Below are 16,144 nucleotides of genomic sequence, written 5' to 3'. Positions count from 1 at the left end.
TTGTGAAGCTAACTAACCACATTTCATGAATATAAGTACTCCAAATCCTTCTTTAAAAAACAATAAAAGTATTCTTAAAACCATACTGACCAATCTAACTTTTTGGGTTCTTGTTTCAATTATTGCTGGAGTTTTACTCGGACATTTTTCACCTGAAAATGGAGTGAAAATGGAAGTTTTGGGAAAAAGATTTGTTGATTTAATTAAACTTTTTATTGGCCCAATTATTTTCTTGACCATTGTTTTAGGAATTTCTGGAATGGGAAACCTTAAAAAAGTAGGAAGAATTGGTATTAAAGCATTAACCTATTTTGAAGTGGTTTCTACTGTTGCATTAGCAATTGGTGTTGCAGTTGCTTACTTGTTTCAGCCTGGAAAAGTAGATAAGTCTAAATTAGCTTTAGGAGATGCAAGTCAATATACAAATGCGAGTACAAAGGATTTTTCTTGGTTGCAATTTTTTTTATCCAATTTTACTTTGCAGGTTTTATTAGCGGCTATAGTCTGTGGGATTGCCTTGAATTTTTATCAAAAAAGAGAACAGACTATTTTGGTTTTAGAACGTTTTTCTAAAGTAGTTTTTGCCTGTTTAAAATATGTCATGTATCTCGCCCCAATTGGTGCTTTTGGAGGAATGGCTTATACAATTGGGAAATTCGGATTAGAGACTTTGATTCCGCTTGGAAAATTGATGCTTTGTGTTTATTTGACAATGGCACTTTTTGTATTTCTAATTCTAGGAAGTATTTTGAGATATTATAAAATCAGTATTCTTTCGATTTTAAAATACATTAAAGAAGAACTTTTGTTGGTTTTGGGAACTTCATCTTCGGAAGCCGCTTTGCCAAGCATTATGGTCAAACTGGAAAGAATGGGATGCAGTAAATCGGTTGTTGGTTTGGTAATTCCAACTGGATATTCTTTTAATTTGGATGGAACTTCGATTTATCTGTCAATGTCAGTGATATTTTTAGCGCAATTGTATGATGTGCATTTGAGTTTCTTCGAAATTTTAACAGTAATCGGAATCTTGATGATTACTTCAAAAGGCGCTGCAGGCGTTACTGGTAGCGGTTTTATTGTCTTAGCTTCTACTTTAACAGCGCTTCATAAAATTCCTGTCGAAGGTTTGGCATTCTTGTTAGGAGTTGATAAATTTATGAGCGAAGCCCGAGCGATTACAAACTTAATAGGGAATACAGTAGCAACGATTATTATTTCAAAAACAGAAAGAGATTTTACAGAGTTGAATCTTGATTCTGTTTTAGAAGAATAATTTGGGTTTTGTTGCAAAGTCACATAGCCGCCAAGCTTTTCTTTTTAATAAACTTTGTAACTCTGCGTCTTTGCGAACAATATTAGTCTCAAAAAAGAGAAATCAAAAACTTATTGTCTTAGCGCCTTTGCGGCATAAAAACTATAAAGATGAAAAGAATAGGAATTTTAGGACTGGGTGGCGTCGGAGGTTACTTCGGCGGACTTTTAGCGAAAGCGTATTTCAAATCAGATGAGATTGAAATTATTTTTATAGCTCGAGGCGAATCTCAAAAAGCCATTAAAGAAAACGGATTAAAGATCGTTACAGATGATACGGAAACAATAGTTCATCCCAGTTTAGTTTCTAATAATCCCGATGAAATTGGCAAATTAGATTATTTAATCTGTGCGACTAAAACCTATGATATTGAAGAAAGCCTGACTTTCTTCAAAGACTGCATCAAAAAGGAAACTATAATTCTTCCGTTATACAATGGCGTTGATGCGCAGGAAAGAATTCAGAAATTGTTTCCTGAAAATGAAGTTTTACAAGGTTGTGTTTACATTATTTCGATGATTTTTTCTCCAGGAACTATTCGTAAAATCGGATTTTATGAAAAGCTTTTCTTTGGTTCCAAAACAACAACTGATTCTCAATTAGAGGAATTACAAAATATTCTCCAAAAAGCAAAAATCGAAAGTTATCTGGTCAAAAATATAGAAGAAACCGTTTGGGAGAAGTTTATATTTATTTCAGCTTTAGCAACGGCAACTTCTTATTTGAATCAGAATATCGGAGAAATTTTAAAAAATACAGACTCAAAAGTAGTGTATATAGAATTGCTTCATGAAATTGAAGACGTCGCGCTGGCAAAAGGTTTAAAATTGCCAAAAGATATTGTTACACAGACCATTATTAAATTAGAAAAATCTCCAAAAGAAGCTACTTCATCCATGCATAGAGATTTATTAGCAGGCAAAAATACTGAAGCAATTTCACTAACACAATTTGTTGTAAACGAAGGAAAAAAATACGGTGTAAAAACACCTCTTTACGAGAAGATTGCTAATGTCTTAGTGAAATAATTTTTTGTAGTACTGAAAAAAATGCTCACAATCCCGATAACTATCTGGAGCATAGTCGCAAAGGTTTAAATAATTTAAAGAAAACTTGAAAAGAAAAAGCTTTGCGACTCTGAACCTTTGCGAGATTAAAAAAAACTTTGCGCCCTTGTGCCTTTGTGGCATATCTTAACTTTCATCTTTTGTTGCGCGCACTAAACTAATTCCGGACGTAAAGAAAACAATTCCTAATATACCGTAAATAATCAGCGATTTAATGTCTCTAGTTTCTCCAGAAGTATTAGAGAAAATCACTGCTGTATAAATAAGTCCTACAATTCCGAGGATTGTCAGCAACCCACCGAAAAATCTTTTTAGGTTCATGATGTTAGATTTTAAAGTTTAATCAAAGTTAAAATTATAAGCCCTAAGAGTTGTTATACAATTATTTAGTTAAATTATATGATTTGCAGTGCAATTGATGTTGCTTAAATAGTTGTAAGAAAATAAATTAAGTTTTAATAGGATAAGATACTTTTAAGACTATTTTTGTTGCAACCAATTTAACTCCCCATTATGAAGATAAACTCCCTATTATTAATTCTTTTCGTTCTTTTTATTAATGCTGTTCAAGCGCAAGATGATACTCCAGTTTCTGTAGTAAAAAATCAATTTAAAATCAATCCGTTACTTTCTCCTGGCTTTGTTTACGAGCATGGATTTTCATCAAAAAATACACTTTACTCAGAAGCTAGTTTGATACTTGGATATCGGCATAATAGTTTTTATGACGAATCGACTTTTTATTTTGTACCAAGAATTACAGAACAATTCAGACATTATTATAATTTGGAGAAAAGAGCTTTAAAAGGGAAAAGAACAGCCCATAATTCAGGAAACTTTATTGCTTTGTATGCTGATTATAGTTTTGAATCAATTTCTACGAATAAGCTATTTAGCGAATATTGTCCATCTTTTACTGTTGGCCCAGCGTGGGGAATTCAGCGTACTTATAAGGGAAAGTTCAATATAGATTTAAATATTGGTGCTGGATTAAACGTTGATAGATTTGATACAGAGTTTACACCAATCGCAAATTTTTCACTAGGCTGGGTTATTGGAAAATAATATGAAAAAAAAATTAGCCTTTCTTTTATTCCTCATTGCGGGTTATATTGGCAATGCTCAAGAACTTCGTCCTTTTCTTGGATTAGGAGGTCTTGTGCATTTATATTCCTTTGAAAAAGATTTACAGTCCTCTCCAGCAGTAAGTCTTTCTACAGGAGTAGAATATAGACTCTTCGGTTTTTTTCTGCCAGAAATTGAAGCTAATTATATGTTTGGAAAATTTAAAAACAGACAAGATTCTAATTCAATAGTTAGTGTTTCAGATAAAACCTTTTCTACTGTCAATTTTAGTTTTACTCCCAAAATTGCGTTGGGTAATTATAATGATAATGCCTACATACAAATCTTGCCCAAATATATGTATTCAATAGTTAATGCTAAAGAAACGATAAGTTCAACTAGTCAATTTGGTGCGGGTACAACAGAAAGAAATACGTCGATTTCACAGCATAATTTAGGGATTGGCGTGGGGGTTGTGATTAATTTTGATACTTGGTACTCAAATGCATTGGCAATCAATTTATGCTACAATACAATTAGGGTTTCGAATTCTTTTAATAAATTAAATCCAGGAACTGAATCAACAGATAATGTTGGTGTTTACGGTATAGAATTTAAATATTATTTTGGAGTTAAAAGACTGAAATAAAAACTATTTTTCAATTTTAAATTCTAACCCAATACTGCGGACGCTTTCAATTTTGATTTTTGGATCTGAATTGAAATATTTTCTAAGTCGGCTGATAAAAACATCCATGCTTCGTCCAGAAAAATAATCATCTTTTTTCCAGATCGACATCAAAATTTGATCTCTCTTTAATAACTGATTATGGTTTAAATATAAATACTCAATAAGAGAAGCTTCCATTTCTGTAAGCTGTTGCACGTGATTTTTGTTATTAAGGGTTAGCCGAACATTGTCAAAAATATACGAACCAATTTCAATTGTATTACTTCCTTCCAAAGTTCTCTTTTGTTCAATTCTTTTTAGGATATTCTGCAAACGCAAAACTAGTTCATCAACTTCAAAAGGTTTTGCAATATAGTCGTCTGCCCCCAATTTTAAGCCAATGAGTTTGTCTTCTTTCAATTTTCTGGCTGTTAAGAAAATAAAAGGTGTTTCGGGATTGATTGTAATGATTTTTTCAGCCAAAGAAAATCCGTCCAATATCGGCATCATGACATCCAAAACACAAATATCAAAAGTTTGTTTTTTAAAATAATCTAAAGCGATTTCGCCATTTTCTGCCCAGGTTACTTCAAATTGGTTTAGTTCTAAATATTGTTTTAGAATTGTTGCAAAATCAAAATCATCTTCAGCTAAAAGTAATTTTTTCAAAATAAGGGATTTAAACTTTTAATAAAATAGTAAACTGGGTTCCTTTTCCTAAATCGCTCATAACGCTAACAGAGCCCTGATGTGCTTTTACAATTTGAGCGACATAATACAAACCTAGACCTAGGCCTTTTGTATTGTGAAGATTTCCTTGCTCAACGCGATAAAATTTTTCAAAAAGAAGGGATTGTTTGTTTTTGGCAATTCCAATTCCATCATCTTCAATGCTTATTGAAAACTGATTTTCGATCATTTTCGTTTTGACAGTAATGGTATTGGAACCATATTTTACGGCATTTTCCAAAACATTTAGAAACGCGGTTGTCAAATGAAATTTATCTAAGACTAAAATTGTTTTCTGAGTCTGAAAATCGGTTTTAAGATTGATTTTCGGAAACGTTAATTTAAAATCATTTACAATAGAGAGTAAAAAATCTTCAGTTTCAATTTTTTCTTTCTGTAATTCAAGTTCATTTTCTGCCAGAGAATTAGCCATAACTTGATCAATTAAACTCTGTAAGCGATTGTTCTGGCGTGAAATCGTATTGACAATTGCATTGAAATTTTCGTCATTGTCACGAATGTTTTTCTGCTCTAAAATCTTTGTCGAAATTCCTAAAGTAGCCAAAGGTGTTTTCAATTCGTGTGTGATGTTGTTGATGAAATCAGTTTTGACATCACTTACTTTTTTTTGTTTAATTAAAGCTTTTAAAGCAATGATAAAAAGTGTAACAAGCGTTAAAATTGATAATAAAGAAAGAATCAGAATGAAAGTCATTCTTCTTAAAATAATCATTTCCCAGTCGATAACTGAAACGTACATCGAATCTTCTGTTAATAACTGATATTCCTCATTTTCAAAAATCCCATTAGTTGTTCCAACATAATTCCGAACTAAAAAAGCGTGATTTAAAGAAGCTAGATTTCCATATAATTTATTCTCGATAAAAGGTTTTTCAGAGAAAATAGTATCAGCTTCTTTTTCGTTTTGATATAATATGAATTTATTTAAAACGATGGCAAAATCGATTTTGAAATTAGGTAAGTCTCTTTCGAATTTTCGTTGAATTTGTTTCGTTAATGCGCTCTGATAGTTATTTCTTAAAACGCCAGTTGTAATATCCAGTTTGGAATTTTTCCCTTTAATGTAATTCTCAGAAAGACTTTTGTAAAGCGCTTCTTTTTTTGCAACCAAAGCCGAATCGATATCACTGTAGTTATTAGTGACTTGAGCAATTTCATTTTTAATCTGTGCGTGAAACTGAGCCACTTTGTACTCGTAAGCCGTTTTTACTAAATAACATTGTACGGTCATCAGCACAATCAGTGCGATTACAGAAAATGAGATTAATAAATTGATCCTTTGTTTCATTTTTGTTTCAAATTACGGCTAATATATTACGAACATTAAACAAGTTTATAAAAATTAGTTCTAGATTTTTTTCTCGCAGATTTAGCTGATTCAGCAGATTTTTTATCTCCTAAATCAGCTAAATCTGCGGGAGGTTTAAAAATTAATAGGGTAATTTTCTTCGTCAAAAATAATGTTTTTAAAGCATAAATAGTCCGTTAACTCCGCATTAACCTCTCATTAACCTTCGCAATTGGTTTTTCAAAGCATTTTTGCAACGTCATAAACCAAAATACTATAAAATGAATGTTTTTCTGCCACTAAAACTTTTAATTGCTTTGTTGCTTTTCTGTCTTTCATTTATTGCCAATGCGCAAAATGAAATACCAAAAGACTCAACTTCTAATGAGGAATTGAAAGAAGTTGTCATTGCCCAAAACAAAAAGACTTTTACCAATACGAATAGAAATATAAAAGTAGATGTGGCCAATTCTGTTTATAATGCGATTCCCAATCCGGTCGATTTGCTTTCCAAACTTCCCAACGTACAAGTTAGTGCAGATCGCGAAAGCATTTCGATTGTAGGCAAAGGAAATCCGTTGATTTACATCGATAATCAAAAGGTAGGAATGAACGATTTGAACGCGTTGTCTGTTGATGATATTAAAACCATAGAGATCATTCAAAATCCATCTTCAAAATATGAAGCTGAAGGTCGTGCAGTGATTTTGATTACCCGGAAATTAAGCAGAAAAGACGGATTTAAAACTAATGTTTCTGAAACTGCTTCTTTCAAAAAGAATTACAATAATTATTTAGGTTTTAATTCGAATTTTAAAAAGAATAAACTGGAATGGAAAGCTAATTTCAATTACAATAAATTGAATCCTTGGGAAAACCATAATATTGCCTATCAAATTCCGCAGGCGAATATTGTTTCAGATTATGATGTTTCAGCTGTTACGTATAGAAACGAGTATATTTTTGGCGGAGGTTTATTTTATAAAATTAATGAGGAAGATTATTTCTCAGTGAATGTAAATGGTAAAAGACGAAGTGACACTTTTGATATCAACACTTTTACTTTCAACAAAAATCAAAACGAAGAAAATAATGTTTATACGTTCAGCGATAATTCAAGTGCTAAGAATTTTATCAATTCATTTATTAATTATTCGAAGAAAATAAAAGCGATAGATAAAAAGCTGTTTGTTGGTTTTCAGGGTTCCAATTTTAAGCAGCATTTGTGGAGTTTGGTTCAAAATGATTTTAATGAAACGGAATTGGAATTATCGCAAAATCGTGACCAAAAGTTTAATGTTGATGTTTTTTCAGGAAGAATTGATTTAGAAAAAAAGTTTAAAAATGAGTGGAACTGGGAATACGGCGGACTGTATTCAAGTGCCAAATCTAAATCGGATCACGATGTTTTTGATTATGATAAAAATGAAAACACGACTTTCGATTATAATTTTAAAGAAGCTAATTCTGCTTTCTATACACAGCTTACGGGGAAAATTAAAAAAATCAATTTCTCAATTGGACTTAGATTGGAAAACACCAATGTTAGCGGAAAATACAATACAGATGATGTTTTTTTGATTGATAAAAATTATACCAATCTTTTTCCAAAAGCCCAGTTTTCATTCGCAATTGACAGTACTAAAAGTCTAATTGTAGATTATGCTAAAAGTATTTCAAGACCCAATTATTCTTCTTTGAGTATGATTGCGACTTACATCAATCCGTATTTTATTTATGGAAGTAATATCAATTTGGGGCCGACTTCTATAGATGTAATTTCAACTGTTTTTCAATATCATGACAAATCTGTAAAACTGACTTTGTATCAAAACAAAAATCCTGCTTATCAGGATTTTGTATTTGATGATCAGAATAACGTTTTGACTTTTACGGAGAAAAACTTCCAAAAGGAATCTGGTTATAATATTGAATTTACATTGCCTTTCACTTATAAATTTTGGACAAATATGAATTCTTTAATTTTTGCAACTAATAAAATTGAAGATGAATCGGCAGTATTTAATTCTTCGAAAACCTATTTGTATTACTATTCCAATAATATATTCAAACTACCAAAAGATTTTACTTTCGTTTTGTCCTTTTGGGGCGCAACCAAACAAAAAGAAGGCGTTTTTGAACGAAATGCAAAACTGATTTTTGATCTATCGTTGGCTAAATCTTTTGGTAAAAACTGGACTTGTACTTTGAATTACAATGATATTTTTAGGAATACTATTTATTCAGAGCGTTTTACAATCAATAACATAAGTTCAAGAGCTAGATATTTGGTCGATGCCAATGAAGTTTCGATTACGCTCCGTTATTCTTTTGGAAAAATAAAAGAAAGTGAATTTAAAGAAAAGAGTGTAAATGAGAATGAAAGTAGAATTAGATAAAGAATATAAAATGTAAAATAAAAACCCCAAATTTCAACTTTCAAATTGGAATTTGGGGTTTTAATATTTTAATATTAATTCAGACTATCCTTCGTCTTCTTCAACAATTTTTAATGGAGATTCACCCGGAAGTTCTTCATCGTCGTCTGTAGAATGCAGTTCGAAGAAGCTAAAAAACGAACCTCCATAACTTTTTTGAAATGAAAAATTGCTTAAATGTTCCATTTTAGTATATTTTGAATGTTCGATAATCATCATTCCGTCTTCTTCTAGTAAGCCTCTTTCAAAGACAGTTAAAACAATCTTTTCAAAAGTGGCCTGATCCAATCCGTATGGTGGATCTGCAAAAATGATATCGTAAGTCGTTTTCGCGTTATCCAAAAACTTAAAAACGTCACTTTTAGTTGCAGCGATATCGAAATCAAATTCTGATGAAACTTGTTTGATAAATTTTACGCAACCAAAGTCGCCATCTACAGAGGTAATTGGTGCGCTTCCACGTGAAGCGAATTCAAAACTGATATTACCAGTTCCTGAAAATAAATCTAAAACCTTTAAGCTGTCAAAATTGAAATGATTATTCAAAACATTAAACAATGCTTCTTTACTCATATCAGTCGTTGGTCTTACAGGCAGATTTTTTGGCGGATTAATTCGACGCCCTTTGTATTTTCCTGAAATGATTCTCATGATTGAAATAAGATATAATGTTTTTGATTTTGAGCTGTTGAAAAACTATTTTTTTCCTGAAGTTTAGTAACGTCCAAAAAAGAAATATGGCGTACATATTTGTAAGCTATCTGATAAAATGGATCATTTTCTGATATAGTTCCCAAAAATTCTAATCTGAAACTTTCTGGGTTCATGCTTAACTGTTCTGCTGTAAACAAAATGTAATAAATGAAATCTTCAGGGGTTTGATATTCAAATGAATTGAATAACAAAAGCTTCTGATTCTGAACCACTATGATTTCAAAATTGCCAGGATTAAAATTGATGACCATTTTCTTTTCATCATCATTTCTGGAATTATCCAAAAGTTTTTCGACCAAAATACTGTTCGCATGTCTATAATTGAAAGATCCTACATTATCAATCAGGAAATTATTGATATTTACATACGGTATATAGATAGAATTCATTTCGTAATTCTGAATTCGGTCAAAAGTAAAAAAGTCTGTTTCAAATACTTTTGTATTGTATTGAAGGTAACTTCCCAAATAATTTTCATCAAACAAAGCAGTCGGAACAAAAGTCGAAAGATTGTTAGTATGAATAACCATTATATCATCATAATTACCTTTTAGTTCAGGATTATTTTTGAATGCATCTCTAAACAAATCTTCAATTTTAGCCGTTTTGTTTGAAGTATCAAATTTAATTTCTTTAAACGAAGTAATAACGTTGTTTAAAGTATCAAAACAGCAATATGAAAATCCAGACAGTGAAACCTGAATAGAAAGTTTTTTGTAATTTTTTGAAGTAATGTTGGTGTTGTGTAATGACATAGTTGATTTACAATTCGTTACCTGTTTTAAATCAAGAAAGAATTTAAGCGACCACAAACTTACAAATAAAAAAAATAACAATGTCAATTTCAATATCAATGAAAAAGACTTAATTAATATGCAATTTCAAAATTTAATATTACAAGAAAGTTAGCAGAATATTATCATTTTGTTTATTATGAGCTGCTTAAGTCTGTAAATGAATTTAAGTTTTAGAAATCGCTTTTATTTTTAAGATAAAAATTGTTTTTGCCATTGAAATTGAAATTGTTTTTTGAAGTTGTAGTTTGCCATTGAAATTGCCATTGCCATTGATTTTTGCACTTCCTAGATTGAAATTGATTTTTGCCATTGGCATTGACTTTTGAAATTTGAATTTGCCATTTAAAAAAGCGACCTTTGCGATTCAAATTTTCCTTATGAATTCAGCACACTTTTACGGTATTTTACAAAAACGATTTCCTTTTGCTCCAACGCTTAAACAGGATATCTTTTTTCAAAAAATCGCTATTTTTTTAACCGAACCACAAAACGACACTATTTTCGTTTTAAAAGGATATGCTGGAACAGGAAAAACGACTGTAATATCAACAATCGTAAATAATTTGGGTGACATTAATAAGAAATATGTTTTGCTGGCACCAACAGGACGCGCGGCCAAAGTAATTTCAAATTATTCGAATACAGCTGCTTTTACAATTCATAAAAAAATATATTTCCCTAAAAAATCATCGGGCGGAGGAGTAGCTTTTACGAAACAAGTTAACAAACATAAAAACACCATTTTTATCGTCGATGAGGCTTCGATGATTTCAGATAGCACTTTAGACAGTGGTTCTCTTCTGGATGATTTAATCAACTATGTGTATTCGGGTCAAAACTGTAAAATGATCCTTTTAGGAGATACGGCTCAGCTTCCGCCGGTTAATTTAGACGTAAGTCCAGCTTTAGACATTGATACTTTGGGTTTTCATTATAGTAAAGAAATTGAACATATCGAATTAGACGAAGTAATGCGTCAGGAAGAAAGTTCAGGGATTTTGTATAATGCTACAGAATTGCGTGAATTACTCAAAGAAAGCTTTATTACCGAATTCCGATTTAATGTAAAGAAATTTAAAGATATTGTCCGATTAACAGACGGCTACGATATTCAGGACGCGATTAATATGGCGTACAGCAATTACAGTATTGAAGACACGGCTTTTATTGTTCGTTCCAATAAAAGAGCCAATCAGTATAACGAACAAATCAGAAGCCGAATTTTATTTAAAGAAAGCGAACTTTCTGTGGGGGATTTTCTGATGGTTGTAAAAAACAATTATTTCTGGCTCAAAGAAACGGATGAAGCAGGATTTATTGCCAATGGAGATATTATTGAAGTTTTAGAATTATTCGGAATCAGAGAATTATATGGATTTACATTTGCCAAAGTAAAAATCAGAATGGTCGATTATCCTAACCAAAAGCCTTTTGAAACCGTTTTGATTTTAGATACTTTAAAAAGCGAATCTCCTTCTTTAACTTACGAAGAATCGAATCGTTTGTATGAAGAAGTAATGAAGGATTATGAAGATGAAACTACGAAATACAAAAGATTTCAAAAAGTAAAAGAAAACGAATATTTTAACGGATTGCAGGTTAAATTCTCTTACGCTATTACCTGTCATAAATCGCAGGGAGGACAATGGAATACTGTTTTTGTAGAACAGCCGTATTTACCAGACGGAATCGATCGAGATTACATCAGATGGCTTTATACGGCAATGACACGTGCTAAAAATAAATTATATTTGATCGGTTTTAAAGACGAGAGTTTTGAAGAGTAGTTTTTTTGCCACAGATTTCACGAATTAACATCAAATTTACTTAATGATGAAAAAAATATTGTTATGTTTTTTGTTGGTCAGTTTAAGTTGTTCTAAAAAAGAAGAATCAACTCAGACTCAATTAAAAGATAAATCAATCGATTTTTTTGATCCGATTACATTAGGGAGTTCTGGGGGTGATAATAATTTAAAAATTAGTGCTTTTTTTAGTGAATGTGGAGAATGGGGAGGACATTCTGAAGAGTTAAAAATATTTACGAAGAAAAAAAATTATAAAGATTATTTTCTGACTTATACTAAAATAGATATTGATTGTGATAAACGAGATTCAATTGGGGGAAATGTTGAAACAATTGCAGTAAAGAAAATAATTAAATTAACGAATTCAAACAAAAAAGCGATAATTGAGTACATGAAAAGAATGATTCAATCTAAAGCTACGGAAAGATTTCCTGGAAATGCGGGGGATTCGTTTTCAATAATAAATGGTGATTCTACTCTGATAATTAAAGTTTATGATTATAATTCTAAAAATTTAAAAAGTTATAATCAATTGTTAACTGAATTAAGACTTGCTAAAAAATAATTTGTGTTAATTCGTGAAATTTGTGGCAAAAAAAATGTTTCGCAATAATAGCGTAACGACTTATATTTGATTTTTGAGAATAAAAAAAGAATAAAATGAAAATAATAGCGGTAATTCCTGCACGATATGCTTCCACACGTTTTCCTGCAAAGTTGATGCAGGATTTGGGAGGCAAAACAATAATTTTAAGAACGTACGAAGCGGCAGTTTCAACAAAACTATTTGAAGATGTTTTTGTAGTAACCGACTCTGATCTAATTTTTGAAGAAATTGTTTCGAACGGCGGAAAAGCGATAATGAGCATCAAGGAACACGAATCCGGAAGCGACCGAATTGCGGAAGCTATTGCAGATCTTGATGTGGATATTGTAGTAAATGTTCAGGGAGACGAGCCTTTTACAGAAGCTGAACCTTTAGCACAAGTTTTATCAGTTTTTAAAAATGATCCAGATAAAAAAGTTGATTTGGCTTCGCTGATGCGTGAAATTAAAAATGAAGACGAAATCAATAACCCGAATAATGTAAAAGTGGTGGTAGATCAGTCACAGTTTGCTTTGTACTTTTCCCGTTCTGTAATTCCGTATCCAAGAGAGCAAAATGTTGGTGTGCGATATTTTCAGCATATCGGAATTTATGCTTTTAGAAAACAAGCTTTATTAGACTTTTATAGTCTTCCTATGAAATCTTTAGAAGCTTCTGAGAAACTAGAGCAATTACGTTATTTAGAGTTCGGAAAAAAAATTAAAATGGTAGAAACAACTCATGTTGGAATTGGAATCGATACGGCTGAAGATTTAGAAAGAGCCAGAGCTATATTGAAAGATATTTAATTCGTAGTATGGAACGCGGATGAAACGGATTCGCTTTCGCGAAAGCGCGGATTGACGCGAATTTTTGTTTTATTGCAATGGATTAATCTCATTTTTGTCATTTCGACCAAAGGGAGAAATCTTCGCAAGTAGCTCCACAAAGATTGCGTAAAGAACTTTGTCAAAGTTTTAAAATTTGACAAAGTTGACAAAGAATAGATATAAAAAAAGCTCCAAAATTTTGGAGCTTTTTTTATATCTAAAACATTCTAAATTACTGGTATAAAGCCGGGTATTTAGAAGGATTAACTTCATGCATCATATCGTAAACTTTCTCGAAAATATCTTCGGCAGAAGGTTTTGAGAAATAATCGCCATCAGTTCCGTATGCTGGTCTGTGCGCTTTTGCAGCAAGTGTTTGTGGTTTGCTGTCTAAATATTTATAAGCGTCTTGTTCTTCTAAAATCTGTTGTAAAATGAAAGCTGATGCTCCGCCAGGAACGTCTTCGTCAATTACTAAAAGACGATTTGTTTTAGCGACACTTTTTACAATATCTTTATTGATGTCAAATGGAAGTAAAGACTGAATATCAATCACTTCACAATTGATGTCTTTTTCTGCCAATTCGCCAGCAACTTGTTGAACCAGTCTTAAAGTTGATCCATAAGAAACTAGAGTAATATCAGAACCTTCTCTTAAAGTCTCCACAACTCCTATAGGCGTTTTAAATTCACCAAAATTTAAAGGAGTTTTTTCTTTTAATCGGTATCCGTTAAGGCATTCAATAACCAAAGCAGGCTCGTCACATTCTAACAATGTGTTATAAAAACCAGCAGCTTGTGTCATATCCCTTGGAACTAAAACATGAATACCACGAATAGCATTGATAATCATTCCCATTGGAGAACCAGAGTGCCAGATACCTTCCAAACGATGTCCGCGGGTTCTAATGATTAAAGGTGCTTTTTGTTTTCCAACAGTTCTATATTGTAATGTTGCTAAATCATCACTCATGATCTGAATAGCATACAATAAATAATCTAAGTATTGAATTTCTGCAATAGGACGTAAACCTCTCAATGCCATTCCGATTCCCTGACCGATAATGGTCGCTTCACGAATTCCAACATCGGCAACACGAAGCTCTCCATATTTTTCCTGCATTCCTTCCAAACCTTGATTTACGTCTCCAATGTTTCCAACATCTTCACCGAAAATTAAAGTTTCAGGATATTTTGCAAATAAGGCATCAAAATTATCACGAAGAATCATTCTTCCGTCTAAATCTGGTTTTGCATTTTCTGCATATTTTGGAATAACTTTTTCTACAGAAAATACATTTTGAGCAGATTCAGAATGTAAATTGCTGCTGAACTTTTCTTGAGTTTCAGTTAAGAAACTTGTGATCCAGTTTGATAAAAGAATTTTACTGTTTGGAACTTCAATAAAACGAAGAATCTTTCTAGCGTAAACTAATAATTCTTTCTTTAAAGGTGCTTTTATCGCACTTAATTCAGCAATTAATTTTTTAATTCTTTCTTTATGATTGATGCTTGCTTCTGCAATTTGTTCCAATAAGTTTAGAAGATTTTTTTGCTCTTCAATAATTGGATTGATAAAGGAATTCCAAGCTTCTTTTTTAGCTTCTAAAACAAGTTTCTTTAATTCGAAATCAAGTTCAGCTAATTCTTCAGGAGAAGCAATGTTGATTGCAATCATCCATAAACGCATTTGGCGGATACAGTCAAAATCTTTTTCCCAAGCCAGTCTTTCAGCACTTTTGTAACGTTCGTGAGAACCAGAAGTAGAATGGCCCTGAGGTTGTGTTAACTCACTTACGTGAATTAAAACAGGAATATGTTCTTCTCTTGCAATTGCTCCAGCTCTTTCATAGGTCGAAATCAATTCAGCATAATCCCATCCTTTTACTCTAAAGATTTCGTAGCCTTTAGCATCTTCATCACGTTGATATCCTTTTAAAATCTCAGAAATATTTTCTTTAGTAGTTTGGTGTTTAGCGTGAACAGAAATTCCATATTCATCATCCCAAACACTCATTACCATTGGTACCTGTAAAACTCCTGCAGCGTTTATAGTTTCAAAAAACAAACCTTCAGAAGTACTTGCGTTACCAATTGTTCCCCAAGCTACTTCGTCACCATTAACAGAGAATTTGTCTTTGATGGTAATACCATCAACATTTCTATAAATTTTAGAAGCTTGCGCTAATCCCAATAATCTTGGCATTTGACCTGCAGTTGGCGATATATCCGAGCTTGAATTTTTTTGTTTGGTTAAGTCTTTCCAAGAACCATCTTCGTTTAAACTGTGCGTCACAAAGTGTCCGCCCATTTGTCTTCCAGCAGACATTGGATCGAAAGCCAAATCCGTATGACCATATAAACCAGCAAAAAACTGTTTTGCATCCAATTCGCCAATAGCCATCATAAAAGTCTGATCGCGATAGTATCCAGAGCGGAAATCCCCGTTTTTAAAAGCCTTAGCCATTGCCAGCTGCGGCACTTCTTTTCCATCGCCAAAAATTCCAAATTTAGCTTTTCCTGTTAATACTTCTTTTCGACCTAAAAGACTACATTCACGACTGATTACAGCAGTTCTATAGTCATTCAATACCTCAGTTTTGAAATCTTCAAATGTCAATGTAGTATTGTTTATTTCTTTTATCATAATCTTGAAGGGTCATGTTTATGTCGCGAAATTACTTAAAAACAATCAATAATCATAATTCTTTAAACTAAATATAATTTAATTATTTGTATTTAAAATCAAAAAACTACGTATTTTTTTTATGTTATTTTTATGAAAAAAATATAATTGTTGATAATTTCGCAAGTTT

General features: G+C 31.9%; 16 protein-coding genes. 8 read left to right on the top strand and 8 right to left on the bottom strand.

Annotation, left to right across the window (positions count from 1 at the left end; genetic code table 11):
- Positions 1 to 25: 25 nt before the first annotated feature.
- Together P2W65_RS22285 and P2W65_RS22280 are read left to right on the top strand one after the other, a co-directional pair.
- Positions 26 to 1,276, top strand: coding sequence for a cation:dicarboxylate symporter family transporter (locus tag P2W65_RS22285; RefSeq protein ID WP_289661390.1), 1,251 nt, complete (start codon positions 26 to 28; stop codon positions 1,274 to 1,276).
- A 149-nt stretch (positions 1,277 to 1,425) separates the two neighbouring features.
- Complete coding sequence (locus P2W65_RS22280; RefSeq protein ID WP_289661387.1) at positions 1,426 to 2,343, top strand: ketopantoate reductase family protein; 918 nt, start codon at positions 1,426 to 1,428, stop codon at positions 2,341 to 2,343.
- A gap of 165 nt (positions 2,344 to 2,508) precedes the next feature.
- Here the strand turns inward: P2W65_RS22280 and P2W65_RS22275 are convergent, their stop codons facing one another.
- Complete coding sequence (locus P2W65_RS22275; RefSeq protein WP_091493069.1) at positions 2,509 to 2,703, bottom strand: hypothetical protein; 195 nt, start codon at positions 2,701 to 2,703, stop codon at positions 2,509 to 2,511.
- A gap of 192 nt (positions 2,704 to 2,895) precedes the next feature.
- Between P2W65_RS22275 and P2W65_RS22270 the strand changes: the two genes are divergently transcribed.
- Entirely contained in the window at positions 2,896 to 3,447 is a 552-nt protein-coding gene (locus tag P2W65_RS22270; protein ID WP_289661384.1) for a hypothetical protein, read from the top strand.
- Between the two features lies 1 nt (position 3,448).
- A complete protein-coding gene (locus tag P2W65_RS22265) occupies positions 3,449 to 4,096 on the top strand; it encodes a hypothetical protein (protein WP_289661382.1) in 648 nt (215 codons plus the stop codon).
- 3 nt (positions 4,097 to 4,099) lie between these two features.
- Here P2W65_RS22265 and P2W65_RS22260 read toward each other — a convergent pair whose 3' ends face one another.
- Genes P2W65_RS22260 through P2W65_RS22250 form a run of 3 tightly spaced genes read right to left on the bottom strand, consistent with a single transcriptional unit; the run spans position 4,100 to position 6,322 of the window.
- Complete coding sequence (locus P2W65_RS22260; protein WP_289661381.1) at positions 4,100 to 4,786, bottom strand: response regulator transcription factor; 687 nt, start codon at positions 4,784 to 4,786, stop codon at positions 4,100 to 4,102.
- Positions 4,787 to 4,796: 10 nt separating this feature from the next.
- The gene (locus P2W65_RS22255; protein WP_289661379.1) at positions 4,797 to 6,155 is read right to left on the bottom strand and encodes a sensor histidine kinase; all 1,359 of its coding nucleotides are present in this window, start codon (positions 6,153 to 6,155) and stop codon (positions 4,797 to 4,799) included.
- 35 nt (positions 6,156 to 6,190) lie between these two features.
- A complete protein-coding gene (locus P2W65_RS22250) occupies positions 6,191 to 6,322 on the bottom strand; it encodes a hypothetical protein (protein ID WP_289661376.1) in 132 nt (43 codons plus the stop codon).
- Between the two features lie 114 nt (positions 6,323 to 6,436).
- Here P2W65_RS22250 and P2W65_RS22245 point away from each other — a divergent pair, with 114 nt between their 5' ends.
- The gene (locus P2W65_RS22245; protein ID WP_289661373.1) at positions 6,437 to 8,554 is read left to right on the top strand and encodes a TonB-dependent receptor domain-containing protein; all 2,118 of its coding nucleotides are present in this window, start codon (positions 6,437 to 6,439) and stop codon (positions 8,552 to 8,554) included.
- 84 nt (positions 8,555 to 8,638) lie between these two features.
- Here the strand turns inward: P2W65_RS22245 and P2W65_RS22240 are convergent, their stop codons facing one another.
- From P2W65_RS22240 to P2W65_RS22230, 3 genes are all read right to left on the bottom strand, one after another.
- A complete protein-coding gene (locus P2W65_RS22240) occupies positions 8,639 to 9,244 on the bottom strand; it encodes an RsmD family RNA methyltransferase (RefSeq protein ID WP_289661371.1) in 606 nt (201 codons plus the stop codon).
- Positions 9,241 to 10,062 (bottom strand): DUF3822 family protein, encoded by an 822-nt coding sequence (locus P2W65_RS22235; protein WP_289661368.1) that lies wholly within the window; start codon positions 10,060 to 10,062, stop codon positions 9,241 to 9,243. The genes P2W65_RS22240 and P2W65_RS22235 overlap by 4 nt, the downstream gene beginning before the upstream one ends.
- Before the next feature lie 205 nt (positions 10,063 to 10,267).
- Positions 10,268 to 10,414: a hypothetical protein gene (locus P2W65_RS22230; protein ID WP_289661367.1), complete on the bottom strand. Its 147-nt coding sequence runs from the start codon at positions 10,412 to 10,414 to the stop codon at positions 10,268 to 10,270.
- A 67-nt stretch (positions 10,415 to 10,481) separates the two neighbouring features.
- Here P2W65_RS22230 and P2W65_RS22225 point away from each other — a divergent pair, with 67 nt between their 5' ends.
- From P2W65_RS22225 to kdsB, 3 genes are all read left to right on the top strand, one after another.
- Positions 10,482 to 11,891, top strand: coding sequence for an ATP-dependent DNA helicase (locus P2W65_RS22225; protein ID WP_179005075.1), 1,410 nt, complete (start codon positions 10,482 to 10,484; stop codon positions 11,889 to 11,891).
- 43 nt (positions 11,892 to 11,934) lie between these two features.
- Positions 11,935 to 12,477 (top strand): hypothetical protein, encoded by a 543-nt coding sequence (locus P2W65_RS22220; RefSeq protein WP_289661364.1) that lies wholly within the window; start codon positions 11,935 to 11,937, stop codon positions 12,475 to 12,477.
- Positions 12,478 to 12,572: 95 nt separating this feature from the next.
- Positions 12,573 to 13,307, top strand: coding sequence for a 3-deoxy-manno-octulosonate cytidylyltransferase (gene kdsB / locus P2W65_RS22215; protein ID WP_289661362.1), 735 nt, complete (start codon positions 12,573 to 12,575; stop codon positions 13,305 to 13,307).
- A gap of 253 nt (positions 13,308 to 13,560) precedes the next feature.
- Here kdsB and P2W65_RS22210 read toward each other — a convergent pair whose 3' ends face one another.
- Entirely contained in the window at positions 13,561 to 15,975 is a 2,415-nt protein-coding gene (locus P2W65_RS22210) for an alpha-ketoacid dehydrogenase subunit alpha/beta (protein WP_289661358.1), read from the bottom strand.
- Positions 15,976 to 16,144: the final 169 nt, after the last annotated feature.

Source organism: Flavobacterium panacagri (genome assembly GCF_030378165.1).
Lineage (GTDB): Bacteria > Bacteroidota > Bacteroidia > Flavobacteriales > Flavobacteriaceae > Flavobacterium > Flavobacterium panacagri.
This window is presented reverse-complemented; position numbering and strand designations above follow the sequence as displayed.